The sequence below is a fragment of the Streptomyces sp. NPDC020362 genome, from assembly GCF_040642095.1.
GTDB lineage: Bacteria > Actinomycetota > Actinomycetes > Streptomycetales > Streptomycetaceae > Streptomyces.
Genome location: NZ_JBFAET010000076.1, coordinates 23,366 through 40,411, shown reverse-complemented (window position 1 = coordinate 40,411; position 17,046 = coordinate 23,366). Strand labels below are relative to the sequence as shown.

The following is a 17,046-nucleotide window of genomic DNA, read 5'->3' as shown; positions in this document are numbered from 1 at the left end:
AGTCGCCGCTGCTGCGGCGACTCCGCCGCTTCTACTTCTTCTTCGCGCCGCGCTTCTCGCGCACCCGCACCGAGATGTGGATCGGGGTGCCCTCGAAGCCGAACTCCTCGCGCAGGCGGCGCTCGATGAAGCGCCGGTAGCCCGCCTCGATGAAGCCGGAGGCGAAGAGGACGAACCGCGGGGGCTTGGTGCCGGCCTGGGTGCCGAAGAGGATGCGCGGCTGCTTGCCGCCCCGCACCGGGTGGGGGTGCGCGGAGACCAGCTCGCCGAGGAAGGCGTTCAGGCGGCCCGTGGGGACGCGCGTCTCCCAGCCCGCCAGTGCCGTCTCGATGGCCGGGACCAGCTTCTCCATGTGCCGGCCGGTGCGGGCCGAGACATTGACGCGGGGCGCCCAGACGACCTGGGCCAGCTCGGTCTCGATCTCCCGCTCCAGGTAGTAGCGGCGCTCCTCGTCGAGGGTGTCCCACTTGTTGTAGGCGATGACCATCGCGCGGCCGGCCTCGACGGTCATGGTGATGATCCGCTGGTCCTGGACGGAGATGTTCTCGGAGGCGTCGATCAGGATGACCGCGACCTCGGCCTTCTCCACGGCCGCAGCGGTGCGCAGGGAGGCGTAGTAGTCGGCGCCCTGCTGGAGGTGGACGCGCTTGCGGATACCGGCGGTGTCGACGAACTTCCACGTCACGCCGCCCAGTTCGATCAGCTCGTCGACCGGGTCGCGGGTGGTGCCCGCCAGCTCGTTGACGACGACGCGCTCCTCGCCGGCCACCTTGTTCAGCAGCGAGGACTTGCCGACGTTCGGGCGGCCGATCAGCGCGATGCGGCGGGGGCCGCCGCCCCCGGCGCCGCCGAAGGTCTGCTCGGGCGCGTTCGGCAGTACTTCCAGGACGGCGTCGAGCATGTCGCCGGTGCCACGGCCGTGCAGGGCCGAGACCGGGTGGGGCTCGCCGAGGCCCAGGGACCACAGGTAGGCGGCGTCGGCCTCGCCGCTCGGGCCGTCGACCTTGTTGGCGGCCAGCACCACGGGCTTGCCGGCCTTGCGCAGCAGCCGTACGACCGCCTCGTCGGTGTCGGTGGCGCCGACCTTGGCGTCCACGACGAAGACGACCGCGTCGGCCGCCTCGATCGCGTACTCGGCCTGAGCGGCCACGGAGGCGTCGATGCCGAGGACGTCCTGCTCCCAGCCGCCGGTGTCGACGACCTTGAAGCGGCGGCCCGCCCACTCGGCCTCGTAGGTGACGCGGTCGCGGGTGACGCCGGGCTTGTCCTCCACAACGGCCTCGCGACGGCCGATGATGCGGTTCACCAGGGTCGACTTGCCGACATTGGGGCGGCCGACGACGGCGAGCACGGGCAGCGGGCCGTGGCCCGCCGCCTCGATGGCACCCTCGACGTCCTCGATGTCGAAGCCCTCTTCGGCGGCGAGCTCCATGAACTCCGCGTACTCGGCGTCGCCGAGCGCCCCGTGCTCGTACTCGTGCTCGGCCGAGCCGTCGGGCTGGATGTGGTCGTTCATGAAGTCCGTACCTCGTCGTTCATCGTGGTGATCGGTGGAGCGGCCCGTCATGGGCTGATCCACTACTCAAGTGTCGCCTAGCGCCCGGTCAGGCGCCTGGCGTTTTCCAGGTGGCTGGTGAGCTGCTTCTGGATGCGCTCGGTCGCCTCGTCCAGCGCCCTGCGCGTGCGCCGCCCGCTGCCGTCGCCCGCCTCGAAGGGGTCTCCGAAGACGACGTCGACGCGGGAGCGCAGCGGGGGCAGCGCCTTTATCAACCGTCCCGGCCTCTCGGAGCTTCCCAGCACGGCCACGGGCACGATCGGCGCCCCGCTGCGGACCGCGAAGTAGGCGAGCCCGGCCCGCAGGGAGGCGAAGTCGCCCTCGCCCCGGGTGCCCTCCGGGAAGATGCCGAGCACTCCCCCGTCGTTCAGCACGCCGAGCGCCTCGGTGATCGCCGCGCGGTCGGCGGACATGCGGTCCACCTTCAGCTGGCCGATGCCGGTCAGGAACGAGCCCAGCGGGCCGACGAACGCCTCCTTCTTGATCAGGAAGTGTGTCGGCCGGGGCGACACGCCCATGACCATCGGGCCGTCGATGTTGTGGGAGTGGTTCACGGCGAGGATCGCAGGGCCGGTCGCGGGCAGCTTCCAGGCGCCGAGCACCCGCGGCTTCCACAGCCCGTACATCAGGCCGACGCCGATGCGCCGCCCGACCTCGGCGCCCCGCTCGGACGGAAGGCTCACTTCCCCGCCCGCTTCTCCTCGACCAGGGTGACGACGCACTCGATGACCTGGGCGAGGGTGAGGTCGCTGGTGTCCACCTCGACCGCGTCGCCGGCCTTGGCGAGCGGGGAGGTCTTGCGGCTGGAGTCCGCCGCGTCCCGCTTGATGAGGGCCTCACGGGTGGCGGCGAGGTCCGCCCCCTTGAGCTCGGCGCTGCGGCGGGCCGCGCGGGCCTCCGGGGAGGCGGTGAGGAAGATCTTCAGGTCGGCGTCCGGGAGCACGGTCGTGCCGATGTCCCGGCCCTCGACCACGATGCCCTGGTCCGCGCCGACGGCCAGCGAGCGCTGCAGTTCGGTGATCCGGGCACGCACCTCGGGCACCGCGCTGACCGCGCTGACCTTGGAGGTGACCTCCTGGGTACGGATCGGGCCGGCCACGTCGATGCCGTCGACCACGATGGTCGGGGCGGACGGGTCGGTGCCGGAGATGATCTCCGGCTTGCCCGCGACGGCCGCGATGGCGGTCGGGTCCTCCAGGTCGATGCCGTTGGTGACCATCCACCAGGTGATCGCCCGGTACTGGGCACCGGTGTCCAGGTAGCTCAGGCCGAGCTGCGCGGCCACGGCCTTCGACGTGCTCGACTTACCCGTGCCGGAGGGGCCGTCGATCGCGACGATCACGGACTTGACGGTCGGGGCGGCGCCGTTTTCCACGGGTGGGCACCTTCCTGATGAAGCGTGGTGGGCGGGGTGCGGGACGCGAGGACGCCCCGCACAAGGTTACTGGGTGCGGCTCACTCGTCCGGACGCCCCGGGCGTACGGCCCGCCCCGACACCGCTTCCGACCCGTCCGGCGCCTGAGGAGGCGGCCCGGACAACCCGGCCCGCCCGCGGTCTGAGGACACAGCCCCGACAATCCAGCCCGTCCGGCGTCTGAGGACGAGGCCCGCAGGGCCGGTGCGGGGGTCCGGGGGCGGCAGCCCCCCCGGGAACCGTCCACAACGGCGCCGGACGCCCTACTGCCGCAGGGCCCAGCCCCGCTCCCGCAGCGCAGCACTCAGCACCGGCACCGCCTTCGGCTCCACCATCAACTGCACCAGACCGGCCTGCTGCCCCGTCGCGTGCTCGATGCGCACGTCCTCGATGTTGACCCCGGCCCGTCCGGCGTCCGCGAAGATCCGGGCCAGCTGTCCCGGCTGGTCGTCGATGAGGACCGCCACGACCTCGTAGACCCGCGGAGCGGACCCGTGCTTGCCGGGCACCCGCACCTGTCCCGCGTTCCCCCGGCGCAGCACGTCCTCGATGCCGGTGCCGCCCTCGCGCCGCTTGTCCTCGTCGGCGGACTGCAGGGCACGCAGGGCGCGCACGGTCTCGTCCAGGTCGGCGGAGACCTCCGTGAGGAGGTCGGCGACCGGGCCGGGGTTGGCGGAGAGGATGTCGATCCACATGCCCGGTTCGGAGGCGGCGATCCGGGTCACGTCCCGGATGCCCTGCCCGCACAGCCGTACGGCCGCCTCCTCGGCGTGTTCCAGACGGGCGGCGACCAGGCTGGAGATCAGGTGGGGCATGTGCGAGACGAGGGCCACGGCACGGTCGTGGGCGTCGGCGTCCATGACGACCGGCACGGCCCGGCAGTGCGAGACCAGCTCCAGGGCGAGGTTGAGCACCTCGGTGTCGGTGTCCCGGGTCGGCGTGAGCACCCAGGGGCGGCCCTCGAAGAGGTCGCGGGTGGCGGCCAGCGGGCCGGACTTCTCCCGGCCGGACATGGGGTGGGTGCCGATGTAGCAGGACAGGTCCAGGCCGCGGGCCTCCAGCTCGCGGCGCGGGCCGCCCTTGACGCTGGCCACGTCGACGTAGCCGCGGGCCACGCCCCGGGTCATGGCGTCCTCGAGGAGGGCGGCCACGTGCGCGGGCGGGGCCGCGACGATCGCGAGGTCCACCGGGCCCTCGGGACCCTCGTCGGTGCCGGCGCCGAGGGCGGCGGCCGTACGGGCCTGTGCGGGGTCGTGGTCGGTGAGGTGGACGGTGACGCCGCGCTGGGTCAGGGCGAGTGCGGCGGAGGTGCCGATCAGCCCGGTGCCGATGACGAGTGCGGTCCTCACTGGGCGATGTCCTTGCGCAGGGCGGCGGCGGCACCGAGGTAGACATGGGCGATCTCGGCGCGGGGCCGGTCCGACTCGACGTGGGCGAGGACCCTCACGACCCGGGGCATGGCGCCCTCGATGTCCAGTTCCTGGGCGCAGATCAGGGGTACGTCGACGATGCCGAGCTTGCGGACGGCAGCCGCCGGGAAGTCGCAGTGCAGGTCGGGGGTGGCCGTGAACCAGATGCTGATCAGGTCGTCCACGGCGAGGCCGTTGCGCTGCAGGACGGCCGTGAGCAGGGCGCCCACCTGCTCGTTCATGTGACCGGCCTCGTCCCGCTCCAGCTGGACGGCCCCCCGGACCGCTCGTACCGCCACGGCGCTGCTCCTTGTCGAGATGGGTATCGGCTCTTGGTCCGTCCAGGGTAGTCAGCCCGTGCCGCGCGGGCGCGCCGCGCCCGATCGCTGAGACAGTACAAGAAATCCGCTATTTCATATTTCATCAGCATGTGCGTTCAGAGCGATGGCAGCGATGACACGGGAGTGATGACATGACCGAGCACCCGGCCCGCCGCACGGTTCTCGCGACGGGCGCGTCCGCGCTCGCCGTCGGATGCGTGGGATGCGGCGGCACCGAAAAGAGCGAGCCCCCCTCGTCCCTGACCGGGAAGGTGCTCACGAGGACGAGCGACGTCCCGGAGGGCGGCGGCAAGGTGTTCGCGGCGCAGAAGGTCGTGGTCACCCAGCCGCAGAAAGGCCGATTCAAGGCCTTCTCGGCCATCTGCACGCACATGGGGTGCACGGTGAACCGGGTGGCGGACGGCACCATCGACTGTCCCTGCCACGGCAGCAGGTACCGCATCACCGACGGCTCGGTCGTGCACGGCCCGGCGCCCAGGCCGCTGCCGCCCAAGACGATCAAGGTGGAGGGAAATTCGATCCGTCTGGTGTGAGCGGCCCGCGTACGCTCCGGGCATGCAGCCCGAGAACCCCGTGCATCTCGTACGCGACCACACGATCTACGCCTGTGTCATGGGTTCGCGGGCCTTCGGCCTGGCCACGCGGGCCAGCGACACCGACCGGCGGGGCGTCTTCCTCGCCCCCACTCCCCTGTTCTGGCGGTTCGAGAAGCCGCCGACACATGTGGAGGGGCCGGGCGAGGAGCAGTTCTCCTGGGAGCTGGAGCGCTTCTGCGAGCTGGCGCTGCGCGGCAACCCGAACATCCTGGAGTGCCTGCACTCCCCGCTGGTGGAGCGCGTGGACGACACCGGGCGCGAGCTGCTGTCCCTGCGCGACGCTTTCCTGTCCCGGCACGCCCACGACACCTTCACCCGCTACGCCCTCGGTCAGCGCCGCAAGCTGGACGCCGACGTCCGCACGACCGGTGCACCGCGCTGGAAGCACGCGATGCACCTGCTGCGTCTGCTGACGAGCGCCCGGGATCTGCTGCGCACCGGCCGGCTGCGGATCGATGTCGGCGACCAGCGGGAGCCGCTGCTGGCGGTGAAGCGGGGCGAGGTCCCCTGGACACGGGTCGAGGCGTGGATGGCCCGTCTCGCGGCCGAGACCGAGGAGGCGTTGCTCCGCACCCCGCTGCCGCCGGAGCCGGACCACGCGCGCGTGGCCGACTTCGTCTTCCGGGTGCGGCGCGCCTCAGCCCTCCAGGCGGAGCCGGACCACGAGGTCGTGCAGGGCGTCGTGGGCGGTGGCCGCCTCGGGCAGGGCTGAGGCGGCCTGGGCCTCGTCGAGCGTGGCGTGCAGCCGCTCCACGTCGGCCTCCACGCGCGCGTGCCCGACGTCGGCGGTGCCGTGCTCGCGCTCCGCCTTGGCGGCTATCAGCTCGGGCAGGTAGCCGGGCGCGGCCACCTGCTCCAGGAGCGTGGGCAGATGGGCCCGGACCTCGCCGCTGCGCATGAGGTGGATGCCGGTGAGCAGCACGCGGAAGGTGTAGAGCAGCGGCTTGAGTTCGCCGGTCTTCTCGAACAGCCGCCACTGGGTCACCGCGAAGCCCCGGTAGTGGTGGGCGTGGTGGCTGGTGAGGACGCCCGGCACGAGCGCGGTCAGCTCCCGGTGCGCGTCGGTGGTGTGCGCGACCAGCGGGGAGAGCAGCTGCTCCAGCACATAGCCGTTGCGCCGGAGCATCAGCCGTACGAACTTGCGCAGGTCGTGGGTGACGAGGTCCATCTCGACGCCGAACCGCACCCAGGTCCGCGACCGTGTCTCCTCCGGCTCGTGCAGCCCGACCAGGTCGGCGGCGGGCAGCAGGTGGGCGCCGCGCAGGTCCAGGTCGGAGTCCCGGGACGGGAAACCGTAGAGGTGGGCTCCGGAGACGGTGGCGAACAGCAGCGGGTGAGGCTGTTCGGCGATCACGGTCGTCAGGTCCAGGTCGAGGTCGTCGATCATGGACCTAAGCGTCCCAGAGTGCTCCCAGCGTCAACAGGTCCCCCCGGTACTCGATCCGGTCGGCCCACTCGGCCGGCCAGGCGTCCGCGCCGAGCCAGGCGCCCGCGAAGGCCCCGGTGAGGCAGGCGATCGAGTCCGAGTCGCCCGAGGAGCAGGCGGCCCGGCGCAGGGCGGTGACGGGTTCGTCGGGGAAGAGCAGGAAGCACAGCAGCCCGGTGGCGAGGGCCTCTTCGGCGATCCAGCCCTCGCCCGTGGCCAGGCACGGGTCGGTCTCCGGGGAGACGGTGCGCGCGGCCTCCTGGAGACGGCCGAGGACGTCCAGGCACTCGTCCCAGCCGCGTGCGATGAAGTGCTCGGGGCCGGGGTCGTGGGAGCGGGTCCACAGGTCGCCGAGCCAGGTGTGGTGGTAGCGGGTGCGGTTGTCGTGGGCGTACGAGCGCAGCTGTCCGACGAGGCCGGCCGGATCGGTGCCCTGGGCGAGCAGACGGACGGCGTGGGCGGTGAGGTCGGAGGCGGCCAGAGCGGTGGGGTGCCCATGGGTGAGCGCCGACTGCAACTGGGCGGCACCGGCGCGCTGTTCGTCGCTCAGGCCGGGGGCGAGGCCGATCGGGGCGACGCGCATGTTGGCGCCGCAGCCCTTGGAGCCGATCTGGCTGGCGTCCTGCCAGATCCGGCCCTCCTCCTTCAGCAGGTTGCACGCGGTCAGGCAGGTGCGGCCGGGGGCGCGGTTGTTCTCCGGCGACTGGTACCAGTCCACGAACTCCTCGCGCAGCGGCCGCGCCAGCCGCCTCGGCGCGAGCACACCTCGGTCCATGGCGGTCCTGAGCGCGCGGCCGACGGCGAGGGTCATCTGCGTGTCGTCGGAGACGAAGGCACGCGCCGGCAGCTCCATCTCCCGCCACGGCCCGCACTTGGCGAGGATCGAGGGCACGTCGTTGAACTCGGTCGGGAAGCCGAGGGCGTCCCCGAGGGCGAGGCCGACGAGGGATCCGGTGGCGGCGCGCTTGCTCGTCCGAGTGGTGGTCATGAGGCGGGTCCTTCCCGGGACGGTCGGAGCAGGGGCGGGTGCAGGGCGGTGGCGGTGCCCGCGCGGTAGAGCGCGGCCGGCTTGCCGCGGCCGCCGGTGAGCCGGGCGGCACCGGGGACGGGTTCCACGAAACCGGGCGTGGCGAGCACCTTGCGGCGGAAGTTGGGCCGGTCCAGCACCGTGCCCCACACGGTCTCGTAGACCTGCTGCAGCTCGCCGAGGGTGAACTCGGGCGGGCAGAAGGCGGTGGCGACGCAGCTGCTCTCCAGCTGGGCGCCGATCCGCTCGTGGGCTTCGGCGAGGATCCGGTCGTGGTCGAAGGCGAGCGGCCCGGCGGAGCCGTACGGCAGCCAGCGGGTCTGGGCCGCGTCGCCGCCGCCGCGCGGCTCGGGGGCCTCGGGGAGCAGCGCGGTGAAGGCGACGGACACGACCCGCATCCGGGGGTCGCGGTCCGGGTCGCTGTAGGTGCGCAGCTGCTCCAGGCGGAGCCCGCAGAGGTCGGCCAGACCGGTCTCCTCGGCGAGTTCGCGCCGGGCGGCCGTCTCCGCGGATTCGTCGGGCAGGAGGAAGCCGCCGGGCAGCGCCCAGCGGCCGGCGTACGGCTCCTGCCCGCGCTCGACCAGCAGCACGTGCAGAGTGCCGGCGCGGAGGGTGAGGACGGCGAGGTCGACGGTGACGGCGAAAGGTTCGTAGGCGTACTTGTCGTAGCCCTGCATGCCCGGCCGCCCCCTTTCTCCGGTCGCTCTTTATGGTCAGACTGACCAATAGTCACTACGACTATAAAGAGTCGTGCGCCGATCCGCAACCCGGTCAGCGCCTCCTGGAGCCCCATTCGGGCATACGGCGACGGCCGGTCCCGGGAAACCCGGGACCGGCCGTCGGAAAGCCGTGCAGGCGCCTCCTAGAGGTCGACCTCCTTCATCAGCATGCCGACCTCGGTGTTGGACAGGCGGCGCAGCCAGCCCGACTTCTGGTCGCCCAGGCCGATCGGGCCGAAGGAGGTGCGCACCAGCTTCTCGACCGGGAAGCCGGCCTCGGCGAGCATGCGGCGCACGATGTGCTTGCGGCCCTCGTGCAGGGTCACCTCGACCAGGTAGTTCTTGCCGGTCTGCTCGACGACGCGGAAGTGGTCCGCGCGCGCGTACCCGTCCTCCAGCGGGATGCCGTCCTTCAGACGCTTGCCCAGGTCGCGCGGGATCGGGCCCACGATGGCGGCGAGGTAGGTCTTCTTCACGCCGTACTTGGGGTGCGTGAGGCGGTGCGCCAGCTCGCCGTGGTTGGTGAGCAGGATGACGCCCTCGGTCTCGGTGTCGAGGCGGCCGACGTGGAAGAGCCGGGTCTCACGGTTGGTGACGTAGTCACCGAGGCACTGGCGGCCTTCCGGGTCCTCCATGGTGGAGACGACACCGGCCGGCTTGTTGAGCGAGAAGAACTGGTACGACTGCGTCGCGACCGTCAGGCCGTCGACCTTGACCTCGTCCTTCTCCGGGTCGACACGGCGGCCCTGCTCCAGGACGATCTCGCCGTTGATCTCGACGCGGGCCTGCTCGATCAGTTCCTCGCAGGCACGCCGGGAGCCGTAGCCCGCGCGCGCGAGGACCTTCTGCAGCCGCTCGCCCTCCTGCTCGGCGCCCGGGAAGGTCTTGGGGAGTTTGACGTTCTTCTTCCCGGCGTAGCGCTCGCGGTTGCGCTCCTCGACCCGCGCCTCGTACTCACGCGAGCGCGCGGGGGCCGTACGGCCGCGCCCGCCGTCCTGGGGCTGCTTGGGCCCGCCCTTGGCACCACCGCGGGCCGCGCCGCCGCGCCCGGACTTGGGGCCGTCCTTGGTCGCGCCGGGGCCCACGTCGTAGCGGCGCTCCTCGGGGCGGGGCTTGCGGGGACGGCCCTGCCCCTGCCGCTCGTCCCGGTTGTTGCCGGCGCCGCGGTTGTTACCGCGCCCGCCACTCTTTCCGCTGCCGCTGCTTCGCATCAAAGTTCCGTCTTAGTCGTCTGCGTCCTCTACGCCGGGCGCGTCGGGCGCGTCCGGGTCGAACGACGGAACTCCCTCCTGGGTCTCGGCCTCGATCGCCTCCGCCTCCGGGAGGAAGGGCGCGAGCTCCGGAAGCTCGTCCAGGCCCCGCAGGCCCATCCGCTCCAGGAAGTAGTTCGTCGTCCTGTACAGGATCGCACCTGTTTCGGGTTCCGCGCCCGCCTCCTCGACGAGACCGCGCTGCAACAGGGTGCGCATCACACCGTCACAGTTGACTCCGCGCACGGCGGAGACGCGGCTGCGGCTGACCGGCTGGCGGTAGGCGACGACCGCGAGGGTCTCCAGCGCGGCCTGGGTGAGGCGGGCGGTCTGGCCGTCCAGCACCAGCCGCTCGACGGCGGGCGCGTACTCGGCGCGGCTGTAGAAACGCCAGCCGCCCGCGACGAAGCGCAGCTCGAAGCCGCGGCCCTGCAGGGTGTACTCGTCGGCCAGTTCGCGCAGCGCGTCCGCGATCTGCCGCCTGGGCCGCTCCAGGATCTTGGCCAGGTGCTCCTCGGTCGCGGGCTCGTCCACGACCATGAGGACCGCCTCCAGGGCGGGCTTGAGGTCCAGGCCGGCGACGGTACGGAGCCCCGCCGGGAACTCCACGGTCTCCTCGCTCATGCCTTCTTCTCCTCCTCGGTCTCCTTCGGCTCCCCCGCCTTCCCCGTCCCTTTCGTCTCCTTCGCGTCCTTCGGCTCCTCGGGCGGCCGGTCGAACTCGTCGGTTACCAGGGGCGCCGCGTCCCCGTCCCCGCCGGTCCAGCGCACGAGCAGCTCCCCGAGCGCGGTCTCCTGCTCCAGGGCGACGGCCTTCTCGCGGTACAGCTCCAGCAGGGCGAGGAAGCGGGCCACGACGGTGAGGGTGTCGTCGGTGTCCTCGACGAGCGAGCGGAAGCTGGCCTCGCCCAGTTCCCTGAGCCGCGCGACCACGATCTGCGCCTGCTCCTGCACGCTGACCAGCGGGGCGTGGATGTGGTCGACGTACACGGTCGGCTTGGCCTTGGGCTGCATCGCCTTGACGGCGAGCCTGGCGAACCCCTCGGGGCCGATGCTGATGACGACCTCGGGCAGCAGCTCGGCGTGGTGCGGTTCGAGGCCGACGGTGCGGGGGTAGCGGCGGGCCTCGTCGTCGAGGCGCCGGGTGAAGATGTCGGCGATCTGCTTGTAGGCGCGGTACTGGAGCAGCCGCGCGAACAGCAGGTCACGGGCCTCCAGCAGCGCCAGGTCGGCCTCGTCCTCCACCTCGGCGGTGGGCAGCAGCCGGGCCGCCTTCAGGTCGAGCAGGGTCGCGGCGACGACCAGGAACTCGGTCGTCTGGTCCAGGTCCCAGTCCGGCCCCATGGCCCGGATGTGCGCCATGAACTCGTCGGTGACCTTGGAGAGGGCGACCTCGGTGACGTCCAGCTTGTGCTTGGAGATGAGCTGGAGCAGAAGGTCGAAGGGTCCCTCGAAGTTCGAGAGGCGGACCTTGAAGACACCGTCGGAGGACGCCGGGGCTTCCTGGTCCCCCGAGGGCGCCGGGGCCGGGGCTGCCTCGGGCTCGGGTTCAGACTCCCGCACAAGCTCCGGTTCGGGTTCCGGGACCGGCTGCGGTACAAGCTCCCTCTCGGACTCCGGGACCGGCTGCGGCTCCGGTTCCGGTACGGATGCCGGCGGCGCCGGGGCGGGAATCTCCGGCCCGGGAAGGTTCGGCTCGGGAAACTCCGGCTCGAGGACCTCCGGCTCGTGGATCTCCGCGGTCGCCTGGACCGGCTCGGCCTTCGCTGCTCCCGGCCCCCGCCCGAGCACACGCCGGCGGCCGGCGCCTGCGCCGGGGGTGGGTACGGGAACGTCGTTCGAGGTCATGGCCCCCGCAGGCTACCGCTACCGCCCGCGCAGCCGCCGTACCAGGATGCTCGCGTCCCCTCGGGACTCCAGGTCGGCCAGGACCACGGCGACCGCCTCGCGGACGATCCGGCCGCGGTCGACGGCGAGCCCGTGCTCGCCTCTGAGGACCAGCCGCGCGTGCTCGAGGTCCATGAGCTCCTCGGCGGACACGTACACGGTGATCTTCTCGTCGTGCCGCTCGCGGCCGCTGGGCCGCCGGGCCGCCGCCCGCCCGCGCTTGCGCTGCTGCGCGGCCGCCGCGGGGGCGGCAGAACCTTCCTGCGCCGTCTGCCGCCGCGCCGGGTGGGTGCGGGACTCGCCGGACTCGGCCGACTCGGTCTCGACCGCCGCCACATGCTCCGCGCCCTCGCCGTCCCCGCCCTGCGCGGGAACCGACTGCGGCGCGTCCTCCGCCGCGGCGGCCGCGGCCGCCGGATCGCTCTCTCCCGCGGGAGCCGGCACCCGGGCCTCACCGTTGGCCCCACGCCGGGGCGTGGACGGCTGGAGCGCCGTCCCCCCGGTCGTACGGAACAGTTCGTCGGCCCCGGGCAGACTCACTCGGCGTGACACCGGGCGAGCACCTCCCTGGCGAGCTGGCGATAGGCGGCGGCACCGACGGAGTTGGAGGCGTACGTGGTGATCGGCTCACCGGCGACCGTGGTCTCCGGGAAGCGGACCGTTCGCCCGATGACCGTGTGGTAGACGTGGTCGTCGAACGCCTCGACGACACGCGCGAGCACCTCACGGCTGTGCACGGTGCGCGAGTCGTACATCGTGGCGAGGATGCCGTCCAGTTCCAGCTCGGGATTGAGCCGCTCCTGGACCTTCTCGATGGTCTCGGTCAGCAGGGCCACACCGCGCAGGGCGAAGAACTCGCACTCCAGCGGCACGATGACCTTGTGCGCGGCCGTCAGCGCGTTGACGGTGAGCAGGCCGAGCGAGGGCTGACAGTCGATCACGATGTAGTCGTAGTCGGGCAGCAGCGGCTTGAGCGCCCGCTGGAGGGTCGACTCGCGCGCGACCTCGGAGACCAGCTGGACCTCGGCGGCCGACAGGTCGATGTTGGAGGGCAGCAGGTCCATGTTGGGGACCGCCGTCTTGAGCAGGACCTCGTCCGCGGACATGCCCCGCTCCATGAGCAGGTTGTAGACGGTGAGGTCGAGCTCCATGGGATTGACGCCGAGACCCACCGACAGCGCGCCCTGCGGGTCGAAGTCCACGAGCAGCACGCGCCGGCCGTACTCCGCGAGCGCGGCACCCAGGTTGATGGTCGACGTCGTCTTGCCGACCCCGCCCTTCTGGTTGCACATCGCGATGATCGTCGCGGGGCCGTGACTGGTCAGCGGACCCGGGATCGGAAAGTACGGCAGCGGGCGTCCGGTCGGGCCGACGCGCTCACGGCGCTGGCGGGCAGCGTCGGGCGCGAGCGTGGCCGCGTACTCCGGGTCCGGCTCGTATTCGGCGTCGGGGTCGTAGAAGTGCCCCTCGGGCAGTTCGTCGTAGTCGGCGAAGTGGTTGTGGGGCGCGCCACTTCCGTCGCCGGCCATGGCGTTCACGTGATGGCCATCCATGCTCTGGTGTGCTGTCCGGGCGGTCTGCGGACCCGGACTCTGGTGGGCTGCGAAGGTGCGCACAGCTACGGAGCCGACAGCCTCGAATCCCTCGGGGCCCTGGCCCCGTACAGGCATTCCTGGTTGACCACCCCCGGGAGAAAATGTCGACTCATTCACAAGTCGTCTTACCTCCTTGGTGACCAGGGAACTTCTAGACAAGGTCAGCGTGGCACCATGCCGACGGTTGGCGACTCTATGGCGTGTCGGCGGTCCGCAGCAACACAATCCGCCGGACCCGGCAGGATGTGTCGGCAATGAAACATCCCGCTGTCAAGGGCGTACGGCCGTCGCACGGCAGGTTTCACCGGTGTGCGAATCGGTCGAAGGGTTACGTTCGAGGCGAGTTGACCAAGAGTCGCCAAGTGACCATACACACATCCGGCCGGACCTTGTCGGGCAAGGTCCGGCCGAGTGCGTGCTGTTGACGATGTGTGTTGACGTATCGCCTTTTGCGCGTCGGTGACTTAGTGACCCACCGGGTCGGGGTCAGCCGAGCAGGGTCTCCAGCTCCACGTGCTCCAGACCGTGCGCCTCGGCGACCTCCTTGTAAACGACCTTGCCGTCGTGGGTGTTGAGACCCTTGGCGAGCGCGGCGTCGCGGCGCAGCGCCTCGACCCAGCCGTTGTTGGCCAGCGAGACGATGTACGGCAGCGTGGCGTTGGTGAGGGCGTTGGTGGAGGTGTTCGGCACCGCGCCCGGCATGTTGGCGACGCAGTAGAAGACCGAGTTGTGGATCCGGAAGGTCGGCTCGGCGTGCGTGGTGGGACGCGAGTCCTCGAAGCAGCCGCCCTGGTCGATCGCGATGTCGACAAGAACACTTCCGGGCTTCATGCGGGACACCAGCTCGTTGGTGACCAGCTTGGGGGCCTTGGCGCCCGGGATGAGGACGGCGCCGATGACGAGGTCGGCGTCGAGGACGGCCTTCTCCAGCTCGAAGGAGTTGGACATGATGGCCTTGACCTTGCTGCCGAAGACCTTGTCGGCCTCACGCAGCTTGTTGATGTCACGGTCGAGCAGGGTCACGTCGAAGCCCATGCCGACGGCGATCTGGGTGGCGTTCCAGCCGGAGACACCGCCGCCGATGACGACGACCTTGGCCGGGGTCACGCCCGGGACGCCGCCCGGCAGCACACCGCGACCGCCGACCGGGGCCATCAGGTGGTAGGCGCCGACCTGCGGGGCCAGACGGCCCGCGACCTCGGACATCGGGGCGAGCAGCGGCAGCGCGCGGCCGGGCAGCTCGACCGTCTCGTAGGCGATGGCCGTGGTGCCGGACTCGATGAGCGCGTCCGTGCACTCCTTGGACGCGGCCAGGTGCAGGTAGGTGAAGAGGATCTGGTCCTTGCGGAGGCGGTGGTACTCCTCGGCAATGGGCTCCTTGACCTTCAGCAGCAGGTCGGCGGTGGCCCAGACCTCGTCGGCGGTGTCCAGGATCTGGGCACCGGCGGCCACGTACTCGTCGTCCGTGATCGAGGAGCCGACGCCGGCACCCCGCTCGATGACGACCTGGTGGCCGTTGCGCGCCAGCTCGTGCACACCGGCGGGGGTGATGGCCACCCGGAACTCGTTGTTCTTGACCTCGCGGGGGATGCCGACCTTCACGTGGATCACGGTCCTTGGCTCAGAGGGTATGGGGGGGTGCATTACATGACATACCCAGGCATGCGGGGGCATACCGGGAGACACCGCAGGAGAACGTGCGGCAGAGCCAGTTTAATGAAGGCGTTCCGCGTGTCTAGCCTTTCATTGCATCAATCTTCAGTTGATGCACTACGGATTTCGCAGGCGATCTCGTCGTCCTCCTGAGGGGAGGCGTCCTCCGGCTCCTCCTCGCGCAGCATGCGCTCGGCCACCGCGCGGTGCAGGTGGGCGGCCGTGGGGTCGCCCAGCCGGTCCAGGGTGTCGGCGAGCCGGAGCTGCAGCGCGGCCTGCAACCGGACCTCCTCGGCACGCCGCGCCCACTCCACCGCCTCCTGGCAGGTGCGCAGCGACTCCTCGGGCCGTCCCGCGTACTCCTGGACCCGGGCCACTTCGCTCAACGCCCGCGCATGGGCGGCCACATCACCGTTCTTGCGGTACCCGGCGGCAGCCGCCCGCCAGCCTCTGAGCGCCTCGCCGTAACGGCCCGCGTAGGTGTGCGCGGTGGCGATCCGGCCGTACAGCCGTGCGGCCTCCGTGCGCTCGCCCCTCGCCAGCCGCTCGGCCAGGGCCCGGCCGAACCAGTCGGCGGCCCGGTCGTAGTCCCCCAGCTCCTGATGGGCGCCGCCTACGGATTCCATCGCGCGGCCGGTTGCGTACGGGTCGTTCGCTTCGCGTGCGGCGTCCAGGGCGGCCCGGTAGCGGGCGAGCGCGGCCTGGGTGCGACCGGTCTGCGCGTCCAGATCGCCCAGGTTCAGCAGGGCCGCGGCCTTCTCCCGATGCAGCCCGCGCCGCTCGGCGACGTCCAGGACGAGGCCGTGGACGCCGTACAGGTCGGGGGCCGCCGCCTGGGTGCCGAAGTGCGCCGCCATGGCTCTGACCAGCTGGGACATCAGCCGGCGGGCGAGGGTGTCCAGCTCCCCGTCGGCCACGGCCAGGCGGACGGCGGCCAGCAGGGCGGGCCTGCGCACGCGCAGCCACTCGGCGGCCGCCCGCGGGGTGGGGAAGCGCAGCGCGGGAGGCGTCTCCTGCAGCTTCTCCCGGGCCTGCGGGCTGTCCGTCTCGGTGATCGCCCGGCACGACTGCAGCAGCCGTACGGTCCGCTCCAGCATGCGGGCGCGGGCCAGCTGCAGCTCGGCCGGGCGTTCCTGGCTCTCGGCGCGGGAGCGCAGCAGCGGGTGCAGACAGCCGGGGACGTCGTACTCGGGCAGCGGGGAGTCCACCGCGCGCAGCAGACCGAGGGCGACGAACTCGTCCAGGGCGCCGCGGGCGGCGTTCACCGAGCAGCCGGCCAGGGCCGAGGCGGTGTGCGGGTCGATCAGGCCGGCCGGGGCGAGACACAGCAGTCGCAGTATCCGGGCGGCAGGGCCGGGCAGCTCGTCGTAGACGAGCCGGAAGACGCGGGCGAGGGGGTTGCCGTCACCGTCGTCGGTGTCCGAGCGCATCCGCTTGGCGAGGTCGGAGACGGCCGCCTGGGGCCGGGAGACGAGCCAGCCGCCGGCCAGGGTGAGTGCGGCCGGATGGCCCTGGCAGGCCTCGGCCAGGCTCTCGGCGGCGCGCGGGTCGACAGTGATGCGGACGGAGCCGGTGAAACGGGTGAGGAGTTCCACCGCCGACTTGGTGTCGAGGCCCCCCAGGGTGCAGGGGCGGACGTCTGCGATGCCGGTGAGCGGGCCGCCCGAGACGGCGACCACCAGGCAGTCCGGGGCGTCCGGCAGCAGGGCGTCGACCTGCTCGGCACCGGCGGCGTCGTCCAGCAGGAGCAGGACGCGCCGCTCGGCGAGACTCACGCGCAGCGATGCGGTCAGGTCGTCCTCGCCGGCTCCCGCCGGTGCCTGCACCTCCAGTGCGGCGAGCAGCTCGCGGGCAGCGCGCTCGAGCGGTACCGGGGTGCCGTCGGGCTCGCTGAGCCGGGCCCGCAGCACTCCGTCGGGGTAACGGCCGGCGATCTGCCGCACCAGCTCCCCGGCGAGGGCACTGCGGCCGGAGCCGGGGCGGCCCGCGATGAGGAGCACGCGCGCGCGGGGTGCCTTGCGGCCGGAGAGGGTGTCCAGACCCGCGCGCTCGATGTCGGCGCGCAGTTCCTTCAACTCCCGTGTGCGGCCCAGGAAATCATCCTTCACGGCTGATGATGCCGACAGCCGCAGGTCGTCCGTGTCCACCGCCTGATCCGTCACGGGCCACACTCCC

At 71.8% G+C, this 17,046-nt stretch carries 17 protein-coding genes; 2 read left to right on the top strand and 15 right to left on the bottom strand.

Annotation, left to right across the window (positions count from 1 at the left end):
* Positions 1 to 31: 31 nt before the first annotated feature.
* From der to aroH, 5 genes are all read right to left on the bottom strand, one after another.
* Positions 32 to 1,516: a ribosome biogenesis GTPase Der gene (gene der, locus AB0H32_RS25335; protein ID WP_361124577.1), complete on the bottom strand. Its 1,485-nt coding sequence runs from the start codon at positions 1,514 to 1,516 to the stop codon at positions 32 to 34.
* A 77-nt stretch (positions 1,517 to 1,593) separates the two neighbouring features.
* Positions 1,594 to 2,181 carry a lysophospholipid acyltransferase family protein gene (locus AB0H32_RS25330; RefSeq protein ID WP_361124582.1) on the bottom strand — a complete coding sequence of 196 codons (588 nt, stop codon included), beginning with the start codon at positions 2,179 to 2,181 and terminating at the stop codon, positions 1,594 to 1,596.
* A gap of 53 nt (positions 2,182 to 2,234) precedes the next feature.
* Complete coding sequence (cmk, locus tag AB0H32_RS25325; protein WP_361124575.1) at positions 2,235 to 2,930, bottom strand: (d)CMP kinase; 696 nt, start codon at positions 2,928 to 2,930, stop codon at positions 2,235 to 2,237.
* A 302-nt stretch (positions 2,931 to 3,232) separates the two neighbouring features.
* Positions 3,233 to 4,318, bottom strand: coding sequence for a prephenate dehydrogenase (locus tag AB0H32_RS25320; RefSeq protein WP_361124574.1), 1,086 nt, complete (start codon positions 4,316 to 4,318; stop codon positions 3,233 to 3,235).
* The gene (gene aroH, locus AB0H32_RS25315) at positions 4,315 to 4,677 is read right to left on the bottom strand and encodes a chorismate mutase (protein WP_361124572.1); all 363 of its coding nucleotides are present in this window, start codon (positions 4,675 to 4,677) and stop codon (positions 4,315 to 4,317) included. The genes AB0H32_RS25320 and aroH overlap by 4 nt, the downstream gene beginning before the upstream one ends.
* A 173-nt stretch (positions 4,678 to 4,850) precedes the next feature.
* Here aroH and AB0H32_RS25310 point away from each other — a divergent pair, with 173 nt between their 5' ends.
* Entirely contained in the window at positions 4,851 to 5,252 is a 402-nt protein-coding gene (locus AB0H32_RS25310) for a Rieske (2Fe-2S) protein (RefSeq protein ID WP_361124570.1), read from the top strand.
* A gap of 22 nt (positions 5,253 to 5,274) precedes the next feature.
* Entirely contained in the window at positions 5,275 to 6,027 is a 753-nt protein-coding gene (locus AB0H32_RS25305) for a nucleotidyltransferase domain-containing protein (protein WP_361124568.1), read from the top strand.
* Here the strand turns inward: AB0H32_RS25305 and AB0H32_RS25300 are convergent.
* The 10 genes from AB0H32_RS25300 to AB0H32_RS25255 all read right to left on the bottom strand — a co-directional run bounded on the left by AB0H32_RS25300 (position 5,953) and on the right by AB0H32_RS25255 (position 17,033).
* Positions 5,953 to 6,702 carry a nucleotidyltransferase domain-containing protein gene (locus AB0H32_RS25300; protein ID WP_361124567.1) on the bottom strand — a complete coding sequence of 250 codons (750 nt, stop codon included), beginning with the start codon at positions 6,700 to 6,702 and terminating at the stop codon, positions 5,953 to 5,955. The two genes, AB0H32_RS25305 and AB0H32_RS25300, sit on opposite strands and share 75 nt — an antisense overlap.
* A gap of 4 nt (positions 6,703 to 6,706) precedes the next feature.
* Positions 6,707 to 7,729, bottom strand: a complete 1,023-nt coding sequence (locus AB0H32_RS25295; RefSeq protein WP_361124565.1) for an ADP-ribosylglycohydrolase family protein — start codon at positions 7,727 to 7,729, stop codon at positions 6,707 to 6,709.
* A complete protein-coding gene (locus AB0H32_RS25290; protein WP_361124563.1) occupies positions 7,726 to 8,445 on the bottom strand; it encodes an NUDIX domain-containing protein in 720 nt (239 codons plus the stop codon). Before AB0H32_RS25290 ends, AB0H32_RS25295 begins: the two co-directional genes overlap by 4 nt.
* Before the next feature lie 185 nt (positions 8,446 to 8,630).
* Positions 8,631 to 9,698, bottom strand: coding sequence for a pseudouridine synthase (locus tag AB0H32_RS25285; protein ID WP_361124561.1), 1,068 nt, complete (start codon positions 9,696 to 9,698; stop codon positions 8,631 to 8,633).
* 12 nt (positions 9,699 to 9,710) lie between these two features.
* Entirely contained in the window at positions 9,711 to 10,361 is a 651-nt protein-coding gene (gene scpB, locus AB0H32_RS25280; RefSeq protein WP_361124559.1) for an SMC-Scp complex subunit ScpB, read from the bottom strand.
* Positions 10,358 to 11,584, bottom strand: a complete 1,227-nt coding sequence (locus AB0H32_RS25275) for a segregation/condensation protein A (protein WP_361124558.1) — start codon at positions 11,582 to 11,584, stop codon at positions 10,358 to 10,360. The genes scpB and AB0H32_RS25275 overlap by 4 nt, the downstream gene beginning before the upstream one ends.
* Positions 11,585 to 11,602: 18 nt before the next feature.
* Positions 11,603 to 12,175, bottom strand: coding sequence for a hypothetical protein (locus AB0H32_RS25270; protein ID WP_361124556.1), 573 nt, complete (start codon positions 12,173 to 12,175; stop codon positions 11,603 to 11,605).
* The gene (locus tag AB0H32_RS25265; protein WP_361124554.1) at positions 12,160 to 13,293 is read right to left on the bottom strand and encodes a ParA family protein; all 1,134 of its coding nucleotides are present in this window, start codon (positions 13,291 to 13,293) and stop codon (positions 12,160 to 12,162) included. Before AB0H32_RS25265 ends, AB0H32_RS25270 begins: the two co-directional genes overlap by 16 nt.
* Before the next feature lie 411 nt (positions 13,294 to 13,704).
* Positions 13,705 to 14,820 carry an alanine dehydrogenase gene (gene ald, locus AB0H32_RS25260; protein WP_361124552.1) on the bottom strand — a complete coding sequence of 372 codons (1,116 nt, stop codon included), beginning with the start codon at positions 14,818 to 14,820 and terminating at the stop codon, positions 13,705 to 13,707.
* 149 nt (positions 14,821 to 14,969) lie between these two features.
* Positions 14,970 to 17,033, bottom strand: coding sequence for a tetratricopeptide repeat protein (locus AB0H32_RS25255; RefSeq protein WP_361124551.1), 2,064 nt, complete (start codon positions 17,031 to 17,033; stop codon positions 14,970 to 14,972).
* Positions 17,034 to 17,046: the final 13 nt, after the last annotated feature.